Origin of the sequence: Fusobacterium sp. JB019 (genome assembly GCA_030673965.1) — a bacterium.
Taxonomy (GTDB): domain Bacteria; phylum Fusobacteriota; class Fusobacteriia; order Fusobacteriales; family Fusobacteriaceae; genus Fusobacterium_B.
In genome coordinates this window covers 16,895-35,343 of the sequence record JAUTCN010000014.1, presented here as the reverse complement: position 1 = coordinate 35,343, position 18,449 = coordinate 16,895, and the positions used below count along the sequence as shown (strand labels likewise).

Here is an 18,449-nt window from a genome sequence, read left to right as displayed (position 1 = left end):
AAGGAAGCTGCTAAGAATTTAAGTTCTTAGCAGCTTTTTTAATAATTACATTTAAAAAATACTCAAATTAAATTTACTTGATAAATTCTCTAAAAGAGATATCCCAGCAAGGGAATTTCCATGCTCATTTAGGGCAGGTCCATAGACCCCAATTCCCATTTTTCCTGGGACAACACATAATATTCCTCCACCAACTCCACTTTTCGAAGGAATACCAATCTTTACAGCAAATTCTCCTGATTCATCATATAGACCGCAAGTGTACATTAAAGTTTTTACTATCTTAACAATATTAGAATCTATAATTTGTTCATTTTTACTATTTTTTCCATTTCTTGCTAAAAATAAAGCTATTGTTGCTAAATGTTTTGCAGTTATTTCTATTGAACATTGTTTAAAATATAAATCTAAAGAGTCAGGAACAGATTCTTCTATAATTCCTTGTCCTTTTAGAAAATATGCAAGAGCTTTATTTCTATCTCCAGTCCTAGCTTCACTGCAGTATACCTTATAATTTACATCTAAAGAGTTATCTTCAGATATTTTTCTTGTGAAATTTAATATTCTTTGGAATTTATCATCTTTATTTCTTCCTTTTATAGTTGAAGTTATTACAATTGCTCCAGCATTAATAAAGGGATTTGCAGGTTTTTTCATTGTTGAAGTTTCTAATTTTTTTATGGAATTAAAGGGATCACCAGATGGTTCCATTCCGACTTTTGAAAATATATATTCTTCTCCGTTATCTATGATAGCAAGCATTAATGTTATTATTTTTGAAATGCTTTGGATAGTGAAGTATTCATTATGATCTCCTGAAAAAAAAGAATTACCAGAAACATCAGATATATAAATTCCTAAATTATTTCTATTTACATTTTTTAATTCAGGAATATAGCTAGCTACATTTCCTAGTTCAGTTTCCTTTCTTTTTTCCTGTATAAGTTCTTCTAAATATTCTTTCATATCTCCTCCTGAAAATCATATAGATCTGTTGATAAGTATTTTTCTCCTCCATCTGGAGAAACTGTTAATACTTTTTTACCAGGTCCTAATTTTTTAGCAATATTTATTGCAGCACATACATTAGCACCTGTTGATATACCAGAAAGAAATCCTTCTTTTTTTCCAATAATTCTGCAAGTTTCAAAGGCATCTTCATCTTCTACACTTATAATATTATCTATTATATCTAAATCCACTATTTTTGGAATAAATCCAGCTCCTAATCCTTGAAGTTTATGAGGGCCTGGTTTTCCACCTGATAAAACATTTGAATTTTTAGGTTCCACTGCGTAAATTTCTATATTTTCATATCTTTCTTTTAATTTTTTTCCTGTTCCAACTAATGTTCCACCTGTTCCAACTCCTGCAACAAAGGCATCTAAATCATTAAAATCTTCGATTATTTCCATAGCTGTAGTATTATAGTGAATTTCTAGGTTAGCTAAGTTATTAAATTGACCTGGCATAAAGCTGTTTTCTATTTTTTTAGTTAGCTCTTCTGCCTTTTCAATAGCACCCTTCATTCCTAATTTTCCTGGAGTTAATATAACTTCTCCTCCGTAAGCTTTCATAATATTTATTCTTTCTTGACTCATAGAATCAGGCATAACTATTTTTACATTATATCCCTTTAATCTTCCAATATAAACAAGACCTATCCCTGTATTTCCACTTGTTGGCTCTATTATTGTTCCATTTTCTTTTAATAAACCTTCTTTTTCTGCTTTTTCAATCATATTAAGAGCTACTCTATCCTTAATACTTCCACCAGGATTTTTCCCTTCTAATTTTATATATATATCTGCCATATCTTTATTTGTTAGATTATTTAATTTTAAAATTGGTGTCTTTCCTATTAATTCTATTATGTTTTTCACTATCATAATATTCCTCCTTTAGTCTTATATAAAAAAGTAACCTAGAAATAAGGCTACTTTTCTATATAACAATATAATACATTTAGGGCATTTTTATTTTTAACCTAATAATGCGATTGCACTTTTGATTGCTGATAATAAACTAGTTCCTCCAAGTACAAAGGAAATTGCTGCAATAGTCCATCCAATAGCTTTTTGGAAAGTGTTATTAGTGTAATCTCCTAGTATATTTTTTCTTGAAGTAGCATAAACTAAATAGATAACAATTATTGGCAAAGTTATTCCATTTAAAGCTTGAGAAACTAAGATCAATGTAATTGGATTGAAACCAGTTGCAGATCCTATAATTCCAAATAAGACGATTAAAACATTTGTAGTTTTGAATCTTTTGTCAGAATTATTATATTCCCATCCAAGGAAACCAGCTAATGTATATGAAGCTCCTAAAGGAGTAGCTATTGCAGATGAAAGTCCTGCAGAAAATAATCCGATACTTAAGAAGTATTTAGCATATTTTCCTAATAATGGCTCAAGTTGAACTGATAAATCAGCAGCACTTTGTATACTCATTCCTCTCATTAAAGTAGCAGAAGTAATTATAATAGCTGCAGTAATTAATCCTCCCATACTTATTGAAAAATAAATATCCCATTTAGATAATTCTAATTCATCAGCATTTTTCCATGTATTTTTAGCAGAAGCAGCGTGAATGAAGAAGTTATATGGTACGATAGTTGTTCCTATTATTGCAATTACTGTAAAAAGGCTTTTATGTGGTATAGTTGGCATAAATCCTGTAAATATATTTGATAAATCAGGTTTAGCCACAATCATTGTAGTTACAAATATTACAGCCATTAATCCAACTAAAACAGTTAATAATTTTTCTAAAACTTTAAAACTTCCTTTATAAACTAAAGCAAGAATTATTAAACCCATAAGAGGTGCAACCACATTAGATTTTCCTCCTATCATAGTAGTAAGTCCAAGAGCAGTTCCTGCTAAATCTCCAGCAATGTATGCAACACATCCACTTACAATTGAAAATCCAACAAGGACCATACTTAATTTTTTCAAAATAGGGTTGTCAAAAGTTTTAACAACTGCCTCCCCGAGTCCTTCTTGGGTAATTATTCCTAATCTAGCTGCCATCTCTTGAAGAACTATTGTTGATATTGTTGCAAATATAACAGTCCATAAAAGAGCGTATCCAAAGCCTGCCCCAGCTTTTGTACATACAGTAATTGTTCCAGGCCCTATAAAAGAAGCTGTAATAACAGCACCAGGACCTATAGCCTTAACCTTATCCTTCCAAGTGTACTTCCCCATATTTTGTTCCTCCCGTTTACTTTAATTATTTATTTAAGCTCAAATTTGAACTTTGTTAATCCCGTTAATAAATAGATACTCATCCAAACAGCCACATGACCAGAAGTATTTTCAGGATCTTTACCAGGATAAAGCTCTACAAAATCAAAAGCTCCAACTCCAGCTTTCCCGCATTCATGTAACATCATAGCTAATTCATATGTTGTCATTCCACAAGGATCAGGAGGTCCAGCAGGATTATTAGCAATATCTAAAATATCAGAACATACAGTTACATAAAAAGTATCAGTATCCTTTGTAACAATTTCTAATGCTTTTTTTATAGAATTTTTCCATCCTTCTTCTTTAACTTCCATTCCTGTGATTACAGTAGCTCCAAACTTTTTAGCTTCTTTTAAAGCTAGTGGATTATTTCTAGGTCCTCTAATTCCAAAATGAACTATTTTTGTAGGATCTATATTTTCATCTTCATATAATCTATGGAATGGTGAACAACGAGCATATTTTTCTTCTCCAAACTCATCCATGTTATCCATATGTGCATCAAAATGAAGTACTCCAACTTTTCCTTTTCCCTTAGCCTTAGCAAATTCACTTATTAAAGGATAAGATATAGAATGATCTCCCCCAAATATAACAGGGAATTTTTCAGCATCTAAAATTTTAGAAAGTTTAGTTCTCATACTATTAAAAGAAAATTCATAATTTCCATTTTCAATTGCGCAATCTCCAAAATCTCCACCAGTAAAGTGATCAAAAACATCCACATCAAACTCTGGTAAATATCCCCCATATCTAACAGAAGCTTCTCTTATATTTTTAGTTGAAAGTTCGCAAGAAGAATATCCTCCGTAAGTACAAACTCCTTCCCAAGGAACGCCCATAAAAACTAAATCAAAATTATTTAGTTCTTCCTTTGTTGATATTTTTGGTAATCCTAAGAAACTAGGTACCCCACTAAAAACTTCTACCTTTTCTCTACCAGGTACATAACAAATAGGTTTGTTATTCATAAAATATTACCTCCCTTTATTAAACTACATTATAGTTTATCTGACTACAATGTAGTTATATCATTATTTTTTTATCTTGTCAACAAAAAAAATTAAAACTTTAAAAATTTAAAAGAATAGTGGTATAATTTAAATATAAAAAAAATTAGGAGATAAAATGAAAAAAGAAATTAAAATAATTCAATCTATTCAAAGGGCAGTAAACATTTTAAATTGTTTTGATGAAAAAAATATGGAGCTATCTTTAAAGGAAATTAGTGATAAGATAGAGCTAAATATAAATACCACAAGAGGGATAATTAACACTCTTGTTTTAAATGAGTTAGTGTGCCATAATAATAAAAAAAATACATATTCAATTGGTAACTTTTTTATGTTGAAATCAAACTTGTTACAAAAAAATAATGTTAATAGGGCAAGGGATCTTTCAGTGGATTTACTTACGAATTTATCTGAGAAATTTAAAGTTTCAAGTAGACTTCAAATTATAGAAGCAGACAATATTTTTACAGCAAAAACAATAAATCCAAAATTAAGTCACTATATTTTAACAAGTACTCAAAGCTTAAATTTTCCTCTTCATGCAACAGCTTCAGGAAAGATATTATTAAAATATAGAAAGAAAAATTTAGAAGATTTAAACTTAGAAAGTTTTACAGAAAACACAATAATTGAAAAATCCATATTGAAAAAAGAATTGAAATTAATAGAAAAAAATGGATATGCAACTGAATTTGATGAGATAGGTTTTGGGATAAGTAGTATAGCTGTTCCTATATTTGATAATAATAATTCTATTTTTGGATCTGTTTCAGTTACAGCAATAACTCCAATTATAAAAAAATTAAAGGATGAAATTATTGAAGATTTAAAGAATTTAGCTGATGTTTTAGAAAATAGAATATTTCTTAAAGAAAAGTAAAATAAAAAAGTGCTGTTAAGCACTTTTTTTAGGTGAAATAGAGCAGTATAAATGAAAAGAATATAAATATCTAAGTTCTTTAAATTTAAGGACAAAAAATGCATTATATAAATTGTATATATATTACATTTAAAAATCATATATGAAATTGATAAAAAAATCTTGACAATTTTTTTCAAATAAGGTATAAATATATCATAACAAAAAAATATAGCTATATAAAACTTATCAGGAGGTGATCCCGATGTTTTGAACAACTAAGCATTTTACTAAAAAAAAAGGGGTGAGTCCAATGTACTAAGAAATAAGAGTAAAAAATATAATAAAAAAATAATTTATTAATATAATAAAAATTTTTCAGGAGGTGATCCCGATGTTTTGAACAACTAAGCATTTTACTAAAAAAAAAAAGGGGTGAGTCCAATGTACTAAGAAGTAAGAGCTAAAAATGTAATGAAAAATAATACTTATTCATAATACTAAATCCTTGTTAAAATAAAAATAAATAAATGTAAAGTCTGTGAGATATTGTTTTTTAAGTTATTAAGTAATGAAAATTTAGAAGTAAAATTAAATATGTGAAAGAAAGCTGGTGATTTTTACGATTGTAATGTTCTAGGGCTGTTTAGGTTATTAAATTATAACTTATACAGCCCTTTTTTAATTTTTTAATTTGATACTAAAAAATCTAAAATATTTTGGATAATGATTCCATTATAGTTATTATCTATAACATTATCCATTGTTAAAAGAATCTTTTTGTGATGATCTTTAATTAATTCAAAGGGATAAATTTCCCTTTGGAAAGTTTTTTCTTCTTTTAAAGTAGTAGAAACTTGATAATATATTTTTTCTTCCTGCACTTTTAATCTAAAAGAATTGATAACTTTTTCCCATTTATCTATATTTTGAAATTCATCTAATAACAAATATTCGACTATAATCTAAAAACTTTATAAAATTAATAACTTTTTCAGGCATACTCTAAAAAATATTAATTTTAAATAGCAAATAGGAACATAATTTTAATTTTTTATTATGCTAATATAGTTGTATAATAAGTTAGGAGGTTTTATGGATTATATAAATACAATGAAACAAGCTCTTGATTATATTGAAGAAAATTTAGAAGAGAAATTAACTTTACAAAAAATATCTAATAAAATATTTATTTCTCCCTATCATTTTTCAAGAATATTCAAAGCTATTTTAGGAGTTACAATATCTGAGTATATAAAAATGAGAAGGTTATCTATGGCAGCTACTTTACTTAGTGATACAGATAAAAGGATAATTGAGATTGCTTTTATAGCAGGTTTTGAATCTCAAGAATCTTTTTCAAGAGCTTTTAAAACATTTTTTTCATATACTCCATATTCATTTAGAAAAAACAAGCCTGGAATAGTAAAATATTCTAAAAAGGAACTTTACCTTGCTAACTTAAAAATAAAAAATTTGAAAGGAAGTGCCTATATGAATTATAAGATAGTTGAAAGAAATGAAATAAAATTAGTAGGAATAAAGGAAAGAGTTTATTTAAAAAGAGAAAATACTATTCCTAAATTGTGGGGAAAATTCTTTTTAGAAGAAAATAAGATTAAAAATAAAGTAGAGGGAAGTTATTATGGTGTAGCTTTTAATATGGAAATTAAAAATAATCTAGCTAAAGATATAACAACTGATGCTATTTGTGAATTTGATGAGATGATAGGAATTGAAGTTTCTTCTTTTGATCATGCGAATGAAGAAATGTTTAAAAAGATAATAAATCCTCAAAAATATTTAGTATTTACTTACAAGGGAAATCCAAATGATAAAGATTTTGTTTCAAAAATTCAAAAGACTTATGATTATTTATATGGAAGCCTGCTTCCTGCAACAGAGTTTCAAGTGGATAAGGAATTTAATTTTGAACTTTATGATGAAAGATTCAAAGAAAATAGTGACAATTCAGAATTTGATATATACATACCTATAAAATAATAATTATAAAAATATTTAAAAGATAAAACAAGCTGCATATATTTAATAGCAGCTTGTTTTTGTATTGAAAAATTCTGAAGCAATATCAATAAAATCAATTATATGTTTTGGTAAATTACTATTTTTAAGATAGGTTGCTGAAATAGAAATATTTTTTGTTATAGGTTCCTTTGTATTAAAAAAATATATCTTTTTTTCATCAAGGGTGTATTTATGACAATCAACAAATAATTTTGGAATAAAAACTATCCCAAGTCCCTTATATAATAAAGCTAATTGAGTTTCTATGTTTCCAACTTCTAAGGCTATATTTGGAACAATATTATGTTTTAAACATAGTTTATTTAAAACAAATCCAGAATAAGTATTAGAAGGCATTGCAATAAAAGGACAAGATTTAATTAAATCTAAATCTATTTCTTTTTTTAAAGCTTTAATAATAGAAGAAAAATTATTTGGGAAATATTCCTTTAAAATATTTTCAGGAATGCCAAGTAAATAATCTTCAGATGTTAAAAAGATACTTTCAAATAATGGATTTTTGTGAGGAGTAAATCCGATTATAATATCAGTTTGTTTTTTAAATAAAAGTTCTTCTAATTCGTTGGAAGATCTTTTTTGTATTATATTTATTTTTGTTTTAGGGTGAGTCTCAGAATATTTTTTTATTAGTGATGGAAGAATAATAGCTCCTCTTGAAACAGTACTTCCAACAGTTATTTCTAAAATTTGTTCATTTTTAATGTAGTTCATTTCAGATTCTAGGTTCTTTTTTAAAGTTAAAAAATGCTCAGCATATTTATAAAAAGTATGCCCTGCTGGAGTTAGTTTAAGAGGTTGAGTTCTTTCAAACAACTTAACATCAAATGTTTTTTCTAATTTGGCAATGTGAGCACTAAGTGATTGCTGGGATATATAGAGTTTATTAGATGCTGATGTAAAATTTAATTCCTCTGCAAGAAATAAAAAATAAGTTAAATTAGTAAAATTAATAGTTTCATCACCCCTTTCTTTTCATTTTTGTTTAATACTTAAGTATATTTTATTTTTTATATTGTGTCAATATATTAAAATTTATATTGTGATGAATTTTACTTCTTACAACCTTTTGGTTGTAAGAAGTAAAAGAGAAAAAGTGTTTTTAAAATTAGGCTTCATGTACTAGACTTATAGTAAGAAATTTCTTGAGTGGTTAATATAATTCAAATATAAATATTTATAAAAACAAAAATATTTAATTGATGGAGGGAATATGAATAAAATAGAAAGAATAAAATGTGCAATTAATGGAGATAAGGTGGACAAGCTACCATATGCTTTCTGGTCTCATTTTCCAAAGATAGATTTAGATCCTAAATTAATAGCTATGAAGACATATGATTTTTATAAAACATATGATATTGATTTTATAAAAACAATGAATAATGGGATGTATTCAATAGAAGATTATGGATGTGAAATAGATTATTCAAATATTTTTGATGGGGGAGTTGCAAAATTAACAAAAACTCCAATTAAAGAACCAAAAGATTGGTTGAAAATAGAAGATCTAGATATAACTAAAGGAGCTTTAGCAAGAGAATTATTATATTTAGAAGAGCTTATAAAATTATTAAAAGATGAGGAAGTTCCAGTAATATTTACTGTTTTTTCTCCCATAACAACTGCAGATAAATTATCAGGAAAATTACTTAGAAAGCATATAGAAGAGGGACATGGAGAAGTTATACATAAAGCTTTAGAAAATATAGCAAATGCAACTAGTAGATTAGCTGAAAAAGCTATAGAAATGGGAGCAGATGGAGTATTCTTTGCATCTCAAATGACTTCATATAATTTTATTGATGAAAAGACATATTTAGAGTATGGGAAACCTTATGATTTAAAAGTTTTAAAGGGAGCTTCAAAGGGTTGGTTCAATGTTATTCATGCTCACGGGGACAATATAATTTTTAATATTTTAAAGGATTATCCTGTTCAAGTAATTAACTGGCATGCTTATGAGACACTTCCAGAATTAGAAGAGGCAAGAGATATATCAGGAAAATGTTTGATGGGTGGAATAAAACGTATGGATATTACAAATAAGAAGAAAAATGAAATAAGAAATGAAATTTATAAAACAATAAAAGTTATGAAAAATATAAAACATATTCTTACACCAGGATGTGTTGTGAGGTATCCATTAGATGATGAAACATTTAAATTTATAAAGGAAACAAAGGAGGATATAGAGGGGAAATTAAGTAAAAATTTTTAATTAAGTTCAAGGGAGGAATGAAATGAGAAAAGGTAAAAAATTTTTTATAGGATTTTTAAATTTATTGATTTTAGTCTTTATGATTGGATGCGGGAAAGAAAAAGATACAGCTGAAAATTATCCTAATAAACCAGTTGAAATAATAGTTGGATTTTCTGCTGGTGGAGGAACAGATTCTTGTGCAAGATTAGTATTTGAATATGCTGGAAAATATTTTGGTCAACAGTTTGCAATTGTTAATAAACCAGGTGCATCTGGAGAAATAGCTTGGACTGAATTAGCAGGGGCTAAGCCAGATGGATATACAATTGGATTTATAAATCCACCAACTTTTGTTTCTCATCCTGTTCAAAGAGATTCTTGTAAATATGACATGGATAGTTTCAAAATTATTGCAAATATGGTAACAGATCCAGCCTGTATTGTGGTAAGGAGCGATAGTAATATTAATACTGTTAAGGATTTATATAATATTGATGCTTCTATTGGATATTCTGGACCTGGAACATCAGAATCTTTAATGCTTAGACAAATAGAAGAAAAATTAGATAGAAAAATAGATAAAATCCCTTATGATGGTTCAGCTCCTTCTGTTGTGGCATTATTAGGTGGGCATATAGATGCAGTTTGTATGAATGTTTCTGAAGCAACAAATTATACTAATGATGGTAAATTAAAAGTTATAGGTATTTCGTCAAGAAAGAAAGTTGAAGAATATCCAACTGTAGCAACTTTAGAAGATCAAGGAATAGAAGTTTATAACGAAGCTTATAGAGGAGTAGCTGCTCCAGCTGGAGTTCCAGATGAGATTATAGCTAAAATAGAGTCTTCAATTAAAAAAGCTCTTGAAGATCCTGAGTTCCAAAAGAAAGCAAAGGCTCAAAACCTACCTTTAAATTATCTTGATTCTAAAGAATTTACAAAAGTAATATTAAATATAAAAGCGGACCTAGAAAAAGAAACAGAAAAAGGTGAATGGTAAGAAGAAAGGAGAATATTTATGAAAATTGAAAGTAAAAAAATTGGAATGATAGTGGGCGTATATTTTATTTCAATTATGTTTTTTATTCAATCTTTTCAAATGATAAAAGATTCAGGACTATTTCCAAGATTTGTTTCAGGTTTAATAATATTTCTAAATACTCTTTATGTTATTGAAATATATAGAGGAAGAGATGTTACTACTAAAAATAAAAAGGATGAAATAGTTTATAAAAAGTTATATATAATGATAGTTTTATCTGTAGTTTATATATTAATAACCCCTTTCCTAGGCTACTTTTTCACTACAATAATATATATGGCAGTTAGTATGAAAAGTTTAGGAGTTGAAAATAATAAGAAGATTCTATTTATTTCAATAGTAAGTGCTCTTGTTATATATTTATGTTTTTCAATTTTACTTAAAGTTCATATTCCTGTAAGTTTTTTAGGAATTTGATAAAAGGGGGGAGATATGAGTGATTTTTTAAATGCAGTTCCTTTAGTATTTAATTTTGGAACTATATTAATTTCTTTATTAGGTGTTGTTCTTGGAATTATAGTTGGTGCACTTCCAGGACTTTCATCTACAATGGGAGTAGCATTATTTATTCCTATAACTTATATAATGTCACCTTCCACAGGACTAGTTTTTTTAGGTGCAATATATATGGCTTCAACTTACGGAGGATCTATTTCAGCAATTTTATTAAATACTCCAGGAACTCCTTCTGCTGTAATCACTGCAATAGATGGATATGAATTAACTAAAAAGGGACAAAGTGGAGAAGCACTTTCCATGGCAACAATAGCTTCATTTGTTGGGGGAATAATTTCGATATTTGCTTTAATGTTTATTTCTCCACCACTGTCAAAAATGGTTATAAAATTTGGAGCAGCAGAAATGTTTTTGCTTTCAATACTTGGTTTAACAATAATAGTAAGTTTATCTAATGGATCTTTGATAAAAGGATTGATGGTTGGATTGTTAGGAGTTTTAATATCTGTTGTTGGAATAGATACAATTACAGGACAATATAGATATACCTTTGATATGTTACCTTTATTTAGCGGGGTATCTATAATAGCAACTGTTATTGGAGTATATTCTACTTCACAAGTATTTAAGTTGGCAGCTCAAAAAAGAACAACAATACAATATGAATATGATAGTAGCAAAAAATTAAAGATAGTTAGTTTAAAAGTTGTAATGAAAAATATGTTTAATTTTGTAAGATCAGGAATTATAGGAACATTTGTAGGAATTTTACCTGGAGCAGGAGTAAGTATTGCATCAGCTCTAGCATATAATACTTCAAAATCAACTTCAAAGCATCCAGAAAATTATGGAAAAGGAGAAATGGATGGATTGGCTGCATCTGAAGCAGCTAATAATGCAGTTGTAGGTGGATCACTTGTACCACTTTTAACATTAGGAATTCCTGGGAATGCAGTTTCTGGAGTATTTTTAGGAGGACTTATTATTCATGGATTGCAACCAGGACCACAGTTATTTGTAAAACATGGAGAGATTGTTTATTCTTTATTTATAGGATTATTTATAACAACATTTTTCATGTTGATACTTGGGATATTTGGTGCAAAGATATTTGCAAAAATATCAACAATGCCAACCAATATAATAGCTCCAATTATAATGGCATTATGTGTTGTAGGAGCATTTTCAATTAGTAATAATATGTTCAATGTATATATTATGTTTGTCTTTGGTCTATTTGGATTACTTTTATCAGAACTTAAATTTTTCCAAGCTCCATTTGTATTAGGATTAATACTTGGACCAATAGCAGAACAAGAATTTAGAAGAGCTTTACTTATAAGTAAAGGAAACTACAATATATTTATTAGTAGTTGGATAGATATAGTTTTAGTAGTATTAATAATTTTATCTCTAATTTACCCGTATTTTCAAAATAAAAAAATCTCAAAGAAAAACTGTTAGGTATCTAACAGTTTTTTCTTTTCTCGAGATTTCTTTAGCTACATCTATTTTTAAAATGTGTTAGGTATCTAACAGTTTTTTCTTTTCCTTAAGGTTTCTTGAAGCTTCTTATAATAGAAGAAACTTAAAACTAATTGAAATAAAGTTCCAATAGGTGTTCCAAGTCCTATTAAGAATACTGAAACTGGAGTAACTTTTGAAAAAAGATAAGAAACTGGAATTCTAACGAGTAGAGCTCCAAGCACTCCTGAAATCATTGTAAATTTAGTTTTCCCATATCCATTGAAATATCCAATAGAAGTAAATAAAAATACAGTGAAAAATATATCAAAACAATAGGATTTTAAATATTCAAATGCAGCTGCAATTATTTTTTCATCCTTTGAAAAAATACTCAACATTTCTTTACCGTAAAGAAGAGAAATAATTATCATAATAAAAGCTATTACAAGAGAAATATAAATAGCTGACATTAAACCTTTTTTCGCTCTTCTATGTTCATGTGCTCCGACATTTTGTGCTACAAAAGTAGCCATACTTTGTCCAAAGGCAAAGGGCACAAGTAATAGAAAGCCAATAATTCTTTCAGTTATACCAACTCCAGCTGAGATAATAACACCAAACTGATTGGCAATTCCAAGTATAAATGTAAAAGAAAGTGAAACTAAAAAACCATTTATAGCAACAGGTAAACCTACTTTAATAGTGGAAGGTGTATATTTTTTATGAAATTTAATATCATTTAATGAAAACTTGAAATTTGTTTTCATTTTAAATATAAAAAATAAAGAGAAGGCAACTGAAGAAAACTGAGCAATTACAGTTGCAAAGGCTGCTCCAAAAGCTCCCATATTAAAATTTCTAATAAATATTACATCAAGAATAAAATTTATAATAGTTGATATCATAACTGTATATAAAGGAACTTTTGAGTTTCCAAGACCTCTAAAAATAGAGCCTAAAACATTATAGGCTACTAGGAAAAAAGATCCATATCCTAAAGTAGAGATATAAATTGATGTTTTAGAAAAAGCTTTAGGTGGTGCATTAATTAAAGAAGCAAAAAAATCACCATTTAATCCGAGAATAAGAGTAAGTATCATACCAATTATTATAAAGATAAATATACCACCACCAATAACTTTCCCTATACTTTTATTTTCACGAGCTCCAACTTTATGAGCAATTAATATTGTAGTACCTGTAGCAAGGCCAGCTATTAAATTTATAAATACTGATATAAATTGAGCTCCAGTACTAACAGCAGATACATCACTAGGCAAAGCAAAATTCCCAACAATTAATAAATCAACAGCTCCATAGAGAACTTGTAAAATAAGAGTTGCCAGTATTGGTAAGGTAAATTTAATTAGTTTTTTAGAAATGCTTCCAGTAGTAAAATTGTAATCCATAATTAATCTCCTTGTATAATAAAAAAATAAATATTTTTTTGATGTTTAGATAGCCTTTGTACAGTATAACAGGTGTTTGATGTAAATTCAAATATTATAAAATAAATAAGTTATATTTTAAAAGTACTATTTGTTGGTACTATAAATTGATTCTTTAAAATAAAAAATGTTCTAGTATTTGGAGCATTTTTTTATTTTTTACAATTTAAATATAGAAATAATCAGTTTTTGTAATCTGAAATTAAAAAAAATTAATTAAATTAATCGGGGCATTAAATGGAACTTGTTTAAAATGGTACAATTAATAATTGTATCAAAAAAATAAGGAGGGAATTTAATGAAGAAGTTAATTTGTATTTGTGTAATATTAGCAGCTCAACAATCTATATTTGCAAATAGCACACAAGAACTTGGAAAAATTGCAACAGGAGAGGAAATAGTAAAAAATACAGAAGATATTTTATTACAAAATCCTGGTGAAATTATATTAAAATCAAAGGAAGGTGGGACTGCAATAAATGAAGGAACAATAACAAGTTCTAATTATAATGAGGGAATAAGAGTAGAAGATGGAGGAAAAGGGATAAATTCAGGTAGCATAAAATTATTACCTATTCCAGGATTAGGTATTGTAGGAGGTACAGGAATATTTGTTACAGGGAAAGATTCAGTGGGAATAAACGATGTAAATGGAACTATAGATCTTTCTCAAGGTGGAACAGGAATAAGAGTAGGAGAAACAGGAAAAGGAATAAATGAGGGAAAGATAACTGTAGGAGAAATGGGTGAAGGAATGATTTCATATAGTGAGATAGAATCAATAGAAAAGCCCCTTTTGATAAATAAAAAGAATGGGATTATTAATGTTAATAGTAATGCGGCTAATGCTATATTTTTAGAAAAAAATTCAGAAGGAATAAATGAAGGAACTATAAATATTATTAATGGAACATACGCAATAAATTCAAATTGGAATTCAAAAGGAATAAATAAAGGTATAATTAAAGTTACAGGAAAAAAAATATCAGGTGGATTGCTTGCAACAGAGAATTCTGATGTAATTAATGAAAAAGAGGGAATTATAATAGTTGAGGGAGAAGGAAAAGGGATATGTGCTGGTATTTATGGGAAAGAAACTATCAATAAAGGAACTATTAGAGTTACAAAGGGATTTGGAATGTATCAAGAGTGGGATTCAAATGGAGGAGTAAATGAAGGGTTAATAGAGGTAAATAATGGTACAGGAATGTTTATGGAAAATTATAGTTTAAAAGGAGTAAATAAAAAAGAAGGTATAATATCTGTTAAAAATAATGGTTATGGAATGTATGTTAAAAATTCACATGGAAGTTATTTATTAAATGAAGGAGAAATAAATGTAGATGATAGTATAGGTATGTTTATAGAAAATACTACAAACTGTAAAAATACAGGTATAATAAATGTAACAAGTGGGAAAGGAATTAAGGCTATAAATACTAATTTCTATAACTCAGGGATAATAAATGCTGATGGTAAAATAGCAATAGAGATGGATGATAGCAATTCTATATTAGAACTTGGAGCAGGCACTTTTTTAAGAGGACTAACTGATGGATTAAAAGGAGAAGATACTTTAGTATTATCAGATAATGGAACTGTTGATGTTGGAGATAATTCAGTTCATAATTTTGAAAAATTAGTAGTAACAGGTGATATTATAGCTAAAGGAACGTATAATTTAGAAGTATCAAATGGCAGTGATTATGAAAGTTCTGCTTCAGGTGGATACATGTCTTATAAGATTAATGATGCAAGTGGAGTTCCTGGAGATTTAACAGTTGATGGGACAATAAATATTGGAGTAGATTATGATGGAATAGATAAAGCTGGAACTGATAAAACAGGAAAAATAATAGCAAACACAATTTCAAAGACTTCAAATGGTCATATAGTATTAGTAAATAAAGGAACAACAACTAGTAATATTATAGATGAAGCAAAAAAAAGTGATGCTAATATTGATGAGTTTAGAATAAAAGGACTAGCAACAGTAAGTGGAGCTCAAGTAGTTGATCCAACGTTATTTGAAACAAAAGATTTATTTGATGTGAGCGGTAACTGGAGAACAATGACAGTGGGAGACAGAGTAGGCTTAAATGGTTCTATTTTATTAGATCAAAAATATTCAGGGTCAATCCCAATGATAGACTTAGTACCAGCAACAAAAATAATTCCAATGACAGACTTGGTACCAGTAACAAAAGTAACACCAATGATAGACTTGGTGCCATCAACAAAAGTAACTTCAAAAATATTAATTCCAAGAAACAGAGTTGATTTAGATTCTATGGAAACATTAAATAAAATTAAAAATGATTTAGTGTTATCAAACAATTTAGATCTTAGCATAGGGGAAGATGCATTTACAGCAGATTACTTAGGAACAAAGGGGAAAAGTAGATTTATGGGAAGTAAATCATATAACTATGATTATGATATAAATACAGATGGTGTAGCTTTCACATATATGTATAAAGCAAACAAAAAATTATCACTAGGAACAGCTGTTTCTTATGAAAAAAATGAAGTTAAATATAATGGTGTAAGAATAGAAAATATAAGTGTAGTAGCTCCTAGTCAAAATCATACAGAAATAATAGATTCATATAATACAGAAATATTTACAAAATATGAAAATAATAATCTAAATGTAGTTTTAGATTTAGGATATGGATTATCAAATCATAAGGCTAAGACAAATTTTGTAAGTGGAATAAAGGATGGAAAATATGATTCACATATTTTAAAAGCAGGAATAGAAGGTTCATATACTTTTGATTTAGAAAACGATTTAACAGATGAAACAAAATTAGTTCCAACTATAGGTTTAGAATATGTAAATGTTTTTGAAGAAAGCTATAGGTACAAAGATAGTGTAAAATTAGAAAGTGCAAATGGTGATGGATACGTGGGAACTATAGGTTTACAACTAAAAAATAGAAAAGCTAAGATTAGTTGGAACTACGGTGTAACTTATAAATATAATAGCGAAGATACATTCCATAATAAAAGAAAAGTATCAGGTTATGATTTAGAAGTAGAAAAATTAGATTATAGTAGAAAAACATTATCATTTAATTTTGATACAGAGTATAGTGTCACAGAAGATTTTTCATTAAGAGCAGGATATGAATATGAAAAAAATGATAATTACAGAAATAATAATATAAATTTAGGATTTACATATAAATTCTAAAAAATAAATGATTTAAGAAATGCTAGTGCCTAAAAGCACTAGCATTTTGTTTTTTAAAATAATCTTTTAAAATTAAGTTTTTTTTGGTAGAATATTTATTACAGAAATTATTCTATTATAATTTCAATTATGTAATAAGGTTAAGAAAGAAAGGATTCTTTATGAATAAAAAAATTAAAATATCTTTACCTAGATATGTTGTGGAAATAGTAGAAAAAGATAAGAATTATTTTTCTATTTCAAAGGATGCAATATATAATAAAATTTTAGCAGGAGTTGGTTTTAATAAAATAAGAAAGATAGAAACTTCTATTTTTGATAAAAAAATTTCTGTTTGTTTCAATCTTAATAATAAAAATTTTTCTTTGTTTTATGAGATGTTAAAATTTTCTAAAATAGAAGTAGAGAATGAATTTATAAGAACTCTTTTAATTGATTATTCTAATACTCATCCAAGTATTAGAGAAAAATTATTAAATGCAACTTTGTTTAGAGAACTAGAATATGCTATAAAAAATAAGAAAATGATTAAAATATTATATAATGAAGAAGTTATAGATATATTTCCACTAGTTTTCGAAAGAGATAAAAATACTTACTATAATAATTTAAAGGTATCCACTAAAGGAGAACAAAAAAACTTAAAAATTAAAGATATTGAGATTTTAAAAATCTTATAAATAAAAAAATCATTGAAGCTTTTCTTTTATTTATGTATAATTTAAATAAAACTATTATACGAGGAGAGAAGATGAATACAGCAATTATACTTGTGGATAAGATGAGTACTAAATTAGAAAATATTACAAGGGGAGATTTTCCAAAAGCTTTTATGCCAATTAACAGAAAACCATTAATAGAAAGAACTATAGAGACTTTAAACGGAGTAGGAATTAAAAGAATAATTTTAGTTACTGGATATTTAAAAGAGTTCTTTGAACTTTTAGATAAAAAATATGAGGGAATTGAAACTGTTGCAAATCTTAATTATTTTAATACTGATACTATGAAAAGTTTTTATTGTGCTAAAGAAAGCATAAAAGATGAAGATTCTGTTTTTCTTTTAGAAGGAGATTTAATTTTTGAAAAAAATTTAGCTAATCATTTAATAGATTCTAAAAATAAAAATGAAATTTTAGTAAATGAAGAGGAAAAATCAATAGGAATGGATAAACTTTCTAATTCATTATTTTCTCAAATGTTTGAAGTTCATGAAAGTAACAAGGATTTAACTTACGGGGAAGTTTTAGAAAAATTAAATAGTGAGATAGCTTATAAAAAGACAGAAGATATGTTATGGGCTAGAATAGAAACAAAAGAAGACTTTAAGGAAGTAACAGAAACAATTTATTCAAAAATTCTTGAAAATGAAGAGAAAGCATAAAAATTAAATTAAACGTATGTTAAAAAAGTTGTACTCAGTAGTGAGGACAACTTTTTTTTTACTTTTGAAAGCTTAGAATAG

At 27.3% G+C, this 18,449-nt stretch carries 16 protein-coding genes; 9 read left to right on the top strand and 7 right to left on the bottom strand.

Annotated elements, in window-relative coordinates; genetic code table 11:
• Positions 1–51: 51 nt before the first annotated feature.
• The 4 genes from glsA to Q7K47_08380 all read right to left on the bottom strand — a co-directional run bounded on the left by glsA (position 52) and on the right by Q7K47_08380 (position 4,225).
• Entirely contained in the window at positions 52–966 is a 915-nt protein-coding gene (glsA, locus tag Q7K47_08395; GenBank protein ID MDP0507218.1) for a glutaminase A, read from the bottom strand.
• Positions 963–1,889 (bottom strand): cysteine synthase A, encoded by a 927-nt coding sequence (cysK, locus tag Q7K47_08390; GenBank protein MDP0507217.1) that lies wholly within the window; start codon positions 1,887–1,889, stop codon positions 963–965. Before cysK ends, glsA begins: the two co-directional genes overlap by 4 nt.
• A gap of 93 nt (positions 1,890–1,982) precedes the next feature.
• The gene (locus Q7K47_08385) at positions 1,983–3,212 is read right to left on the bottom strand and encodes an Nramp family divalent metal transporter (GenBank protein ID MDP0507216.1); all 1,230 of its coding nucleotides are present in this window, start codon (positions 3,210–3,212) and stop codon (positions 1,983–1,985) included.
• 29 nt (positions 3,213–3,241) lie between these two features.
• Positions 3,242–4,225 carry an agmatinase family protein gene (locus Q7K47_08380; GenBank protein ID MDP0507215.1) on the bottom strand — a complete coding sequence of 328 codons (984 nt, stop codon included), beginning with the start codon at positions 4,223–4,225 and terminating at the stop codon, positions 3,242–3,244.
• 157 nt (positions 4,226–4,382) lie between these two features.
• Here Q7K47_08380 and Q7K47_08375 point away from each other — a divergent pair, with 157 nt between their 5' ends.
• Positions 4,383–5,147 carry an IclR family transcriptional regulator C-terminal domain-containing protein gene (locus Q7K47_08375; protein MDP0507214.1) on the top strand — a complete coding sequence of 255 codons (765 nt, stop codon included), beginning with the start codon at positions 4,383–4,385 and terminating at the stop codon, positions 5,145–5,147.
• Between the two features lie 668 nt (positions 5,148–5,815).
• Here the strand turns inward: Q7K47_08375 and Q7K47_08370 are convergent.
• Entirely contained in the window at positions 5,816–6,076 is a 261-nt protein-coding gene (locus tag Q7K47_08370) for a hypothetical protein (GenBank protein MDP0507213.1), read from the bottom strand.
• Between the two features lie 145 nt (positions 6,077–6,221).
• Between Q7K47_08370 and Q7K47_08365 the strand changes: the two genes are divergently transcribed.
• On the top strand, positions 6,222–7,130 hold the full coding sequence (locus tag Q7K47_08365; GenBank protein MDP0507212.1) for an AraC family transcriptional regulator: 909 nt from the start codon (positions 6,222–6,224) through the stop codon (positions 7,128–7,130).
• A gap of 42 nt (positions 7,131–7,172) precedes the next feature.
• Here the strand turns inward: Q7K47_08365 and Q7K47_08360 are convergent, their stop codons facing one another.
• Positions 7,173–8,123, bottom strand: coding sequence for a LysR family transcriptional regulator (locus Q7K47_08360; GenBank protein MDP0507211.1), 951 nt, complete (start codon positions 8,121–8,123; stop codon positions 7,173–7,175).
• A gap of 259 nt (positions 8,124–8,382) precedes the next feature.
• Here Q7K47_08360 and Q7K47_08355 point away from each other — a divergent pair, with 259 nt between their 5' ends.
• From Q7K47_08355 to Q7K47_08340, 4 genes are read left to right on the top strand one after another with little or no spacing between them, the layout of a single operon-like run.
• Positions 8,383–9,390, top strand: a complete 1,008-nt coding sequence (locus Q7K47_08355) for a uroporphyrinogen decarboxylase family protein (protein MDP0507210.1) — start codon at positions 8,383–8,385, stop codon at positions 9,388–9,390.
• Positions 9,391–9,412: 22 nt separating this feature from the next.
• Positions 9,413–10,372, top strand: a complete 960-nt coding sequence (locus Q7K47_08350) for a tripartite tricarboxylate transporter substrate binding protein (GenBank protein ID MDP0507209.1) — start codon at positions 9,413–9,415, stop codon at positions 10,370–10,372.
• An 18-nt stretch (positions 10,373–10,390) separates the two neighbouring features.
• Positions 10,391–10,831, top strand: coding sequence for a tripartite tricarboxylate transporter TctB family protein (locus Q7K47_08345; protein ID MDP0507208.1), 441 nt, complete (start codon positions 10,391–10,393; stop codon positions 10,829–10,831).
• A 15-nt stretch (positions 10,832–10,846) separates the two neighbouring features.
• Positions 10,847–12,334, top strand: coding sequence for a tripartite tricarboxylate transporter permease (locus Q7K47_08340; GenBank protein MDP0507207.1), 1,488 nt, complete (start codon positions 10,847–10,849; stop codon positions 12,332–12,334).
• 68 nt (positions 12,335–12,402) lie between these two features.
• Here the strand turns inward: Q7K47_08340 and Q7K47_08335 are convergent, their stop codons facing one another.
• The gene (locus Q7K47_08335; protein ID MDP0507206.1) at positions 12,403–13,746 is read right to left on the bottom strand and encodes an MATE family efflux transporter; all 1,344 of its coding nucleotides are present in this window, start codon (positions 13,744–13,746) and stop codon (positions 12,403–12,405) included.
• A gap of 337 nt (positions 13,747–14,083) precedes the next feature.
• On the opposite strand from Q7K47_08335, the gene Q7K47_08330 reads away from it, so the two are divergent.
• The 3 genes from Q7K47_08330 to Q7K47_08320 all read left to right on the top strand — a co-directional run bounded on the left by Q7K47_08330 (position 14,084) and on the right by Q7K47_08320 (position 18,368).
• Complete coding sequence (locus Q7K47_08330) at positions 14,084–16,984, top strand: autotransporter outer membrane beta-barrel domain-containing protein (GenBank protein ID MDP0507205.1); 2,901 nt, start codon at positions 14,084–14,086, stop codon at positions 16,982–16,984.
• 161 nt (positions 16,985–17,145) lie between these two features.
• On the top strand, positions 17,146–17,664 hold the full coding sequence (locus Q7K47_08325) for a hypothetical protein (GenBank protein MDP0507204.1): 519 nt from the start codon (positions 17,146–17,148) through the stop codon (positions 17,662–17,664).
• A 71-nt stretch (positions 17,665–17,735) separates the two neighbouring features.
• Positions 17,736–18,368 carry an NTP transferase domain-containing protein gene (locus Q7K47_08320; GenBank protein ID MDP0507203.1) on the top strand — a complete coding sequence of 211 codons (633 nt, stop codon included), beginning with the start codon at positions 17,736–17,738 and terminating at the stop codon, positions 18,366–18,368.
• Positions 18,369–18,449 lie beyond the last annotated feature (81 nt).

What these genes read in the sequence shown, in the direction of transcription:
- Q7K47_08335 (MDP0507206.1), bottom strand. Translation starts at nt 13,746, where the DNA reads ATGGATTACAATTTTACTACTGGAAGCATTTCTAAAAAACTAATTAAA.
- Q7K47_08320 (MDP0507203.1), top strand. Translation starts at nt 17,736, where the DNA reads ATGAATACAGCAATTATACTTGTGGATAAGATGAGTACTAAATTAGAA.
- Q7K47_08345 (MDP0507208.1), top strand. Translation starts at nt 10,391, where the DNA reads ATGAAAATTGAAAGTAAAAAAATTGGAATGATAGTGGGCGTATATTTT.
- Q7K47_08340 (MDP0507207.1), top strand. Translation starts at nt 10,847, where the DNA reads ATGAGTGATTTTTTAAATGCAGTTCCTTTAGTATTTAATTTTGGAACT.
- Q7K47_08330 (MDP0507205.1), top strand. Translation starts at nt 14,084, where the DNA reads ATGAAGAAGTTAATTTGTATTTGTGTAATATTAGCAGCTCAACAATCT.
- glsA (MDP0507218.1), bottom strand. Translation starts at nt 966, where the DNA reads ATGAAAGAATATTTAGAAGAACTTATACAGGAAAAAAGAAAGGAAACT.
- Q7K47_08375 (MDP0507214.1), top strand. Translation starts at nt 4,383, where the DNA reads ATGAAAAAAGAAATTAAAATAATTCAATCTATTCAAAGGGCAGTAAAC.
- Q7K47_08385 (MDP0507216.1), bottom strand. Translation starts at nt 3,212, where the DNA reads ATGGGGAAGTACACTTGGAAGGATAAGGTTAAGGCTATAGGTCCTGGT.
- Q7K47_08380 (MDP0507215.1), bottom strand. Translation starts at nt 4,225, where the DNA reads ATGAATAACAAACCTATTTGTTATGTACCTGGTAGAGAAAAGGTAGAA.
- Q7K47_08365 (MDP0507212.1), top strand. Translation starts at nt 6,222, where the DNA reads ATGGATTATATAAATACAATGAAACAAGCTCTTGATTATATTGAAGAA.
- Q7K47_08350 (MDP0507209.1), top strand. Translation starts at nt 9,413, where the DNA reads ATGAGAAAAGGTAAAAAATTTTTTATAGGATTTTTAAATTTATTGATT.
- Q7K47_08325 (MDP0507204.1), top strand. Translation starts at nt 17,146, where the DNA reads ATGAATAAAAAAATTAAAATATCTTTACCTAGATATGTTGTGGAAATA.
- cysK (MDP0507217.1), bottom strand. Translation starts at nt 1,889, where the DNA reads ATGATAGTGAAAAACATAATAGAATTAATAGGAAAGACACCAATTTTA.
- Q7K47_08355 (MDP0507210.1), top strand. Translation starts at nt 8,383, where the DNA reads ATGAATAAAATAGAAAGAATAAAATGTGCAATTAATGGAGATAAGGTG.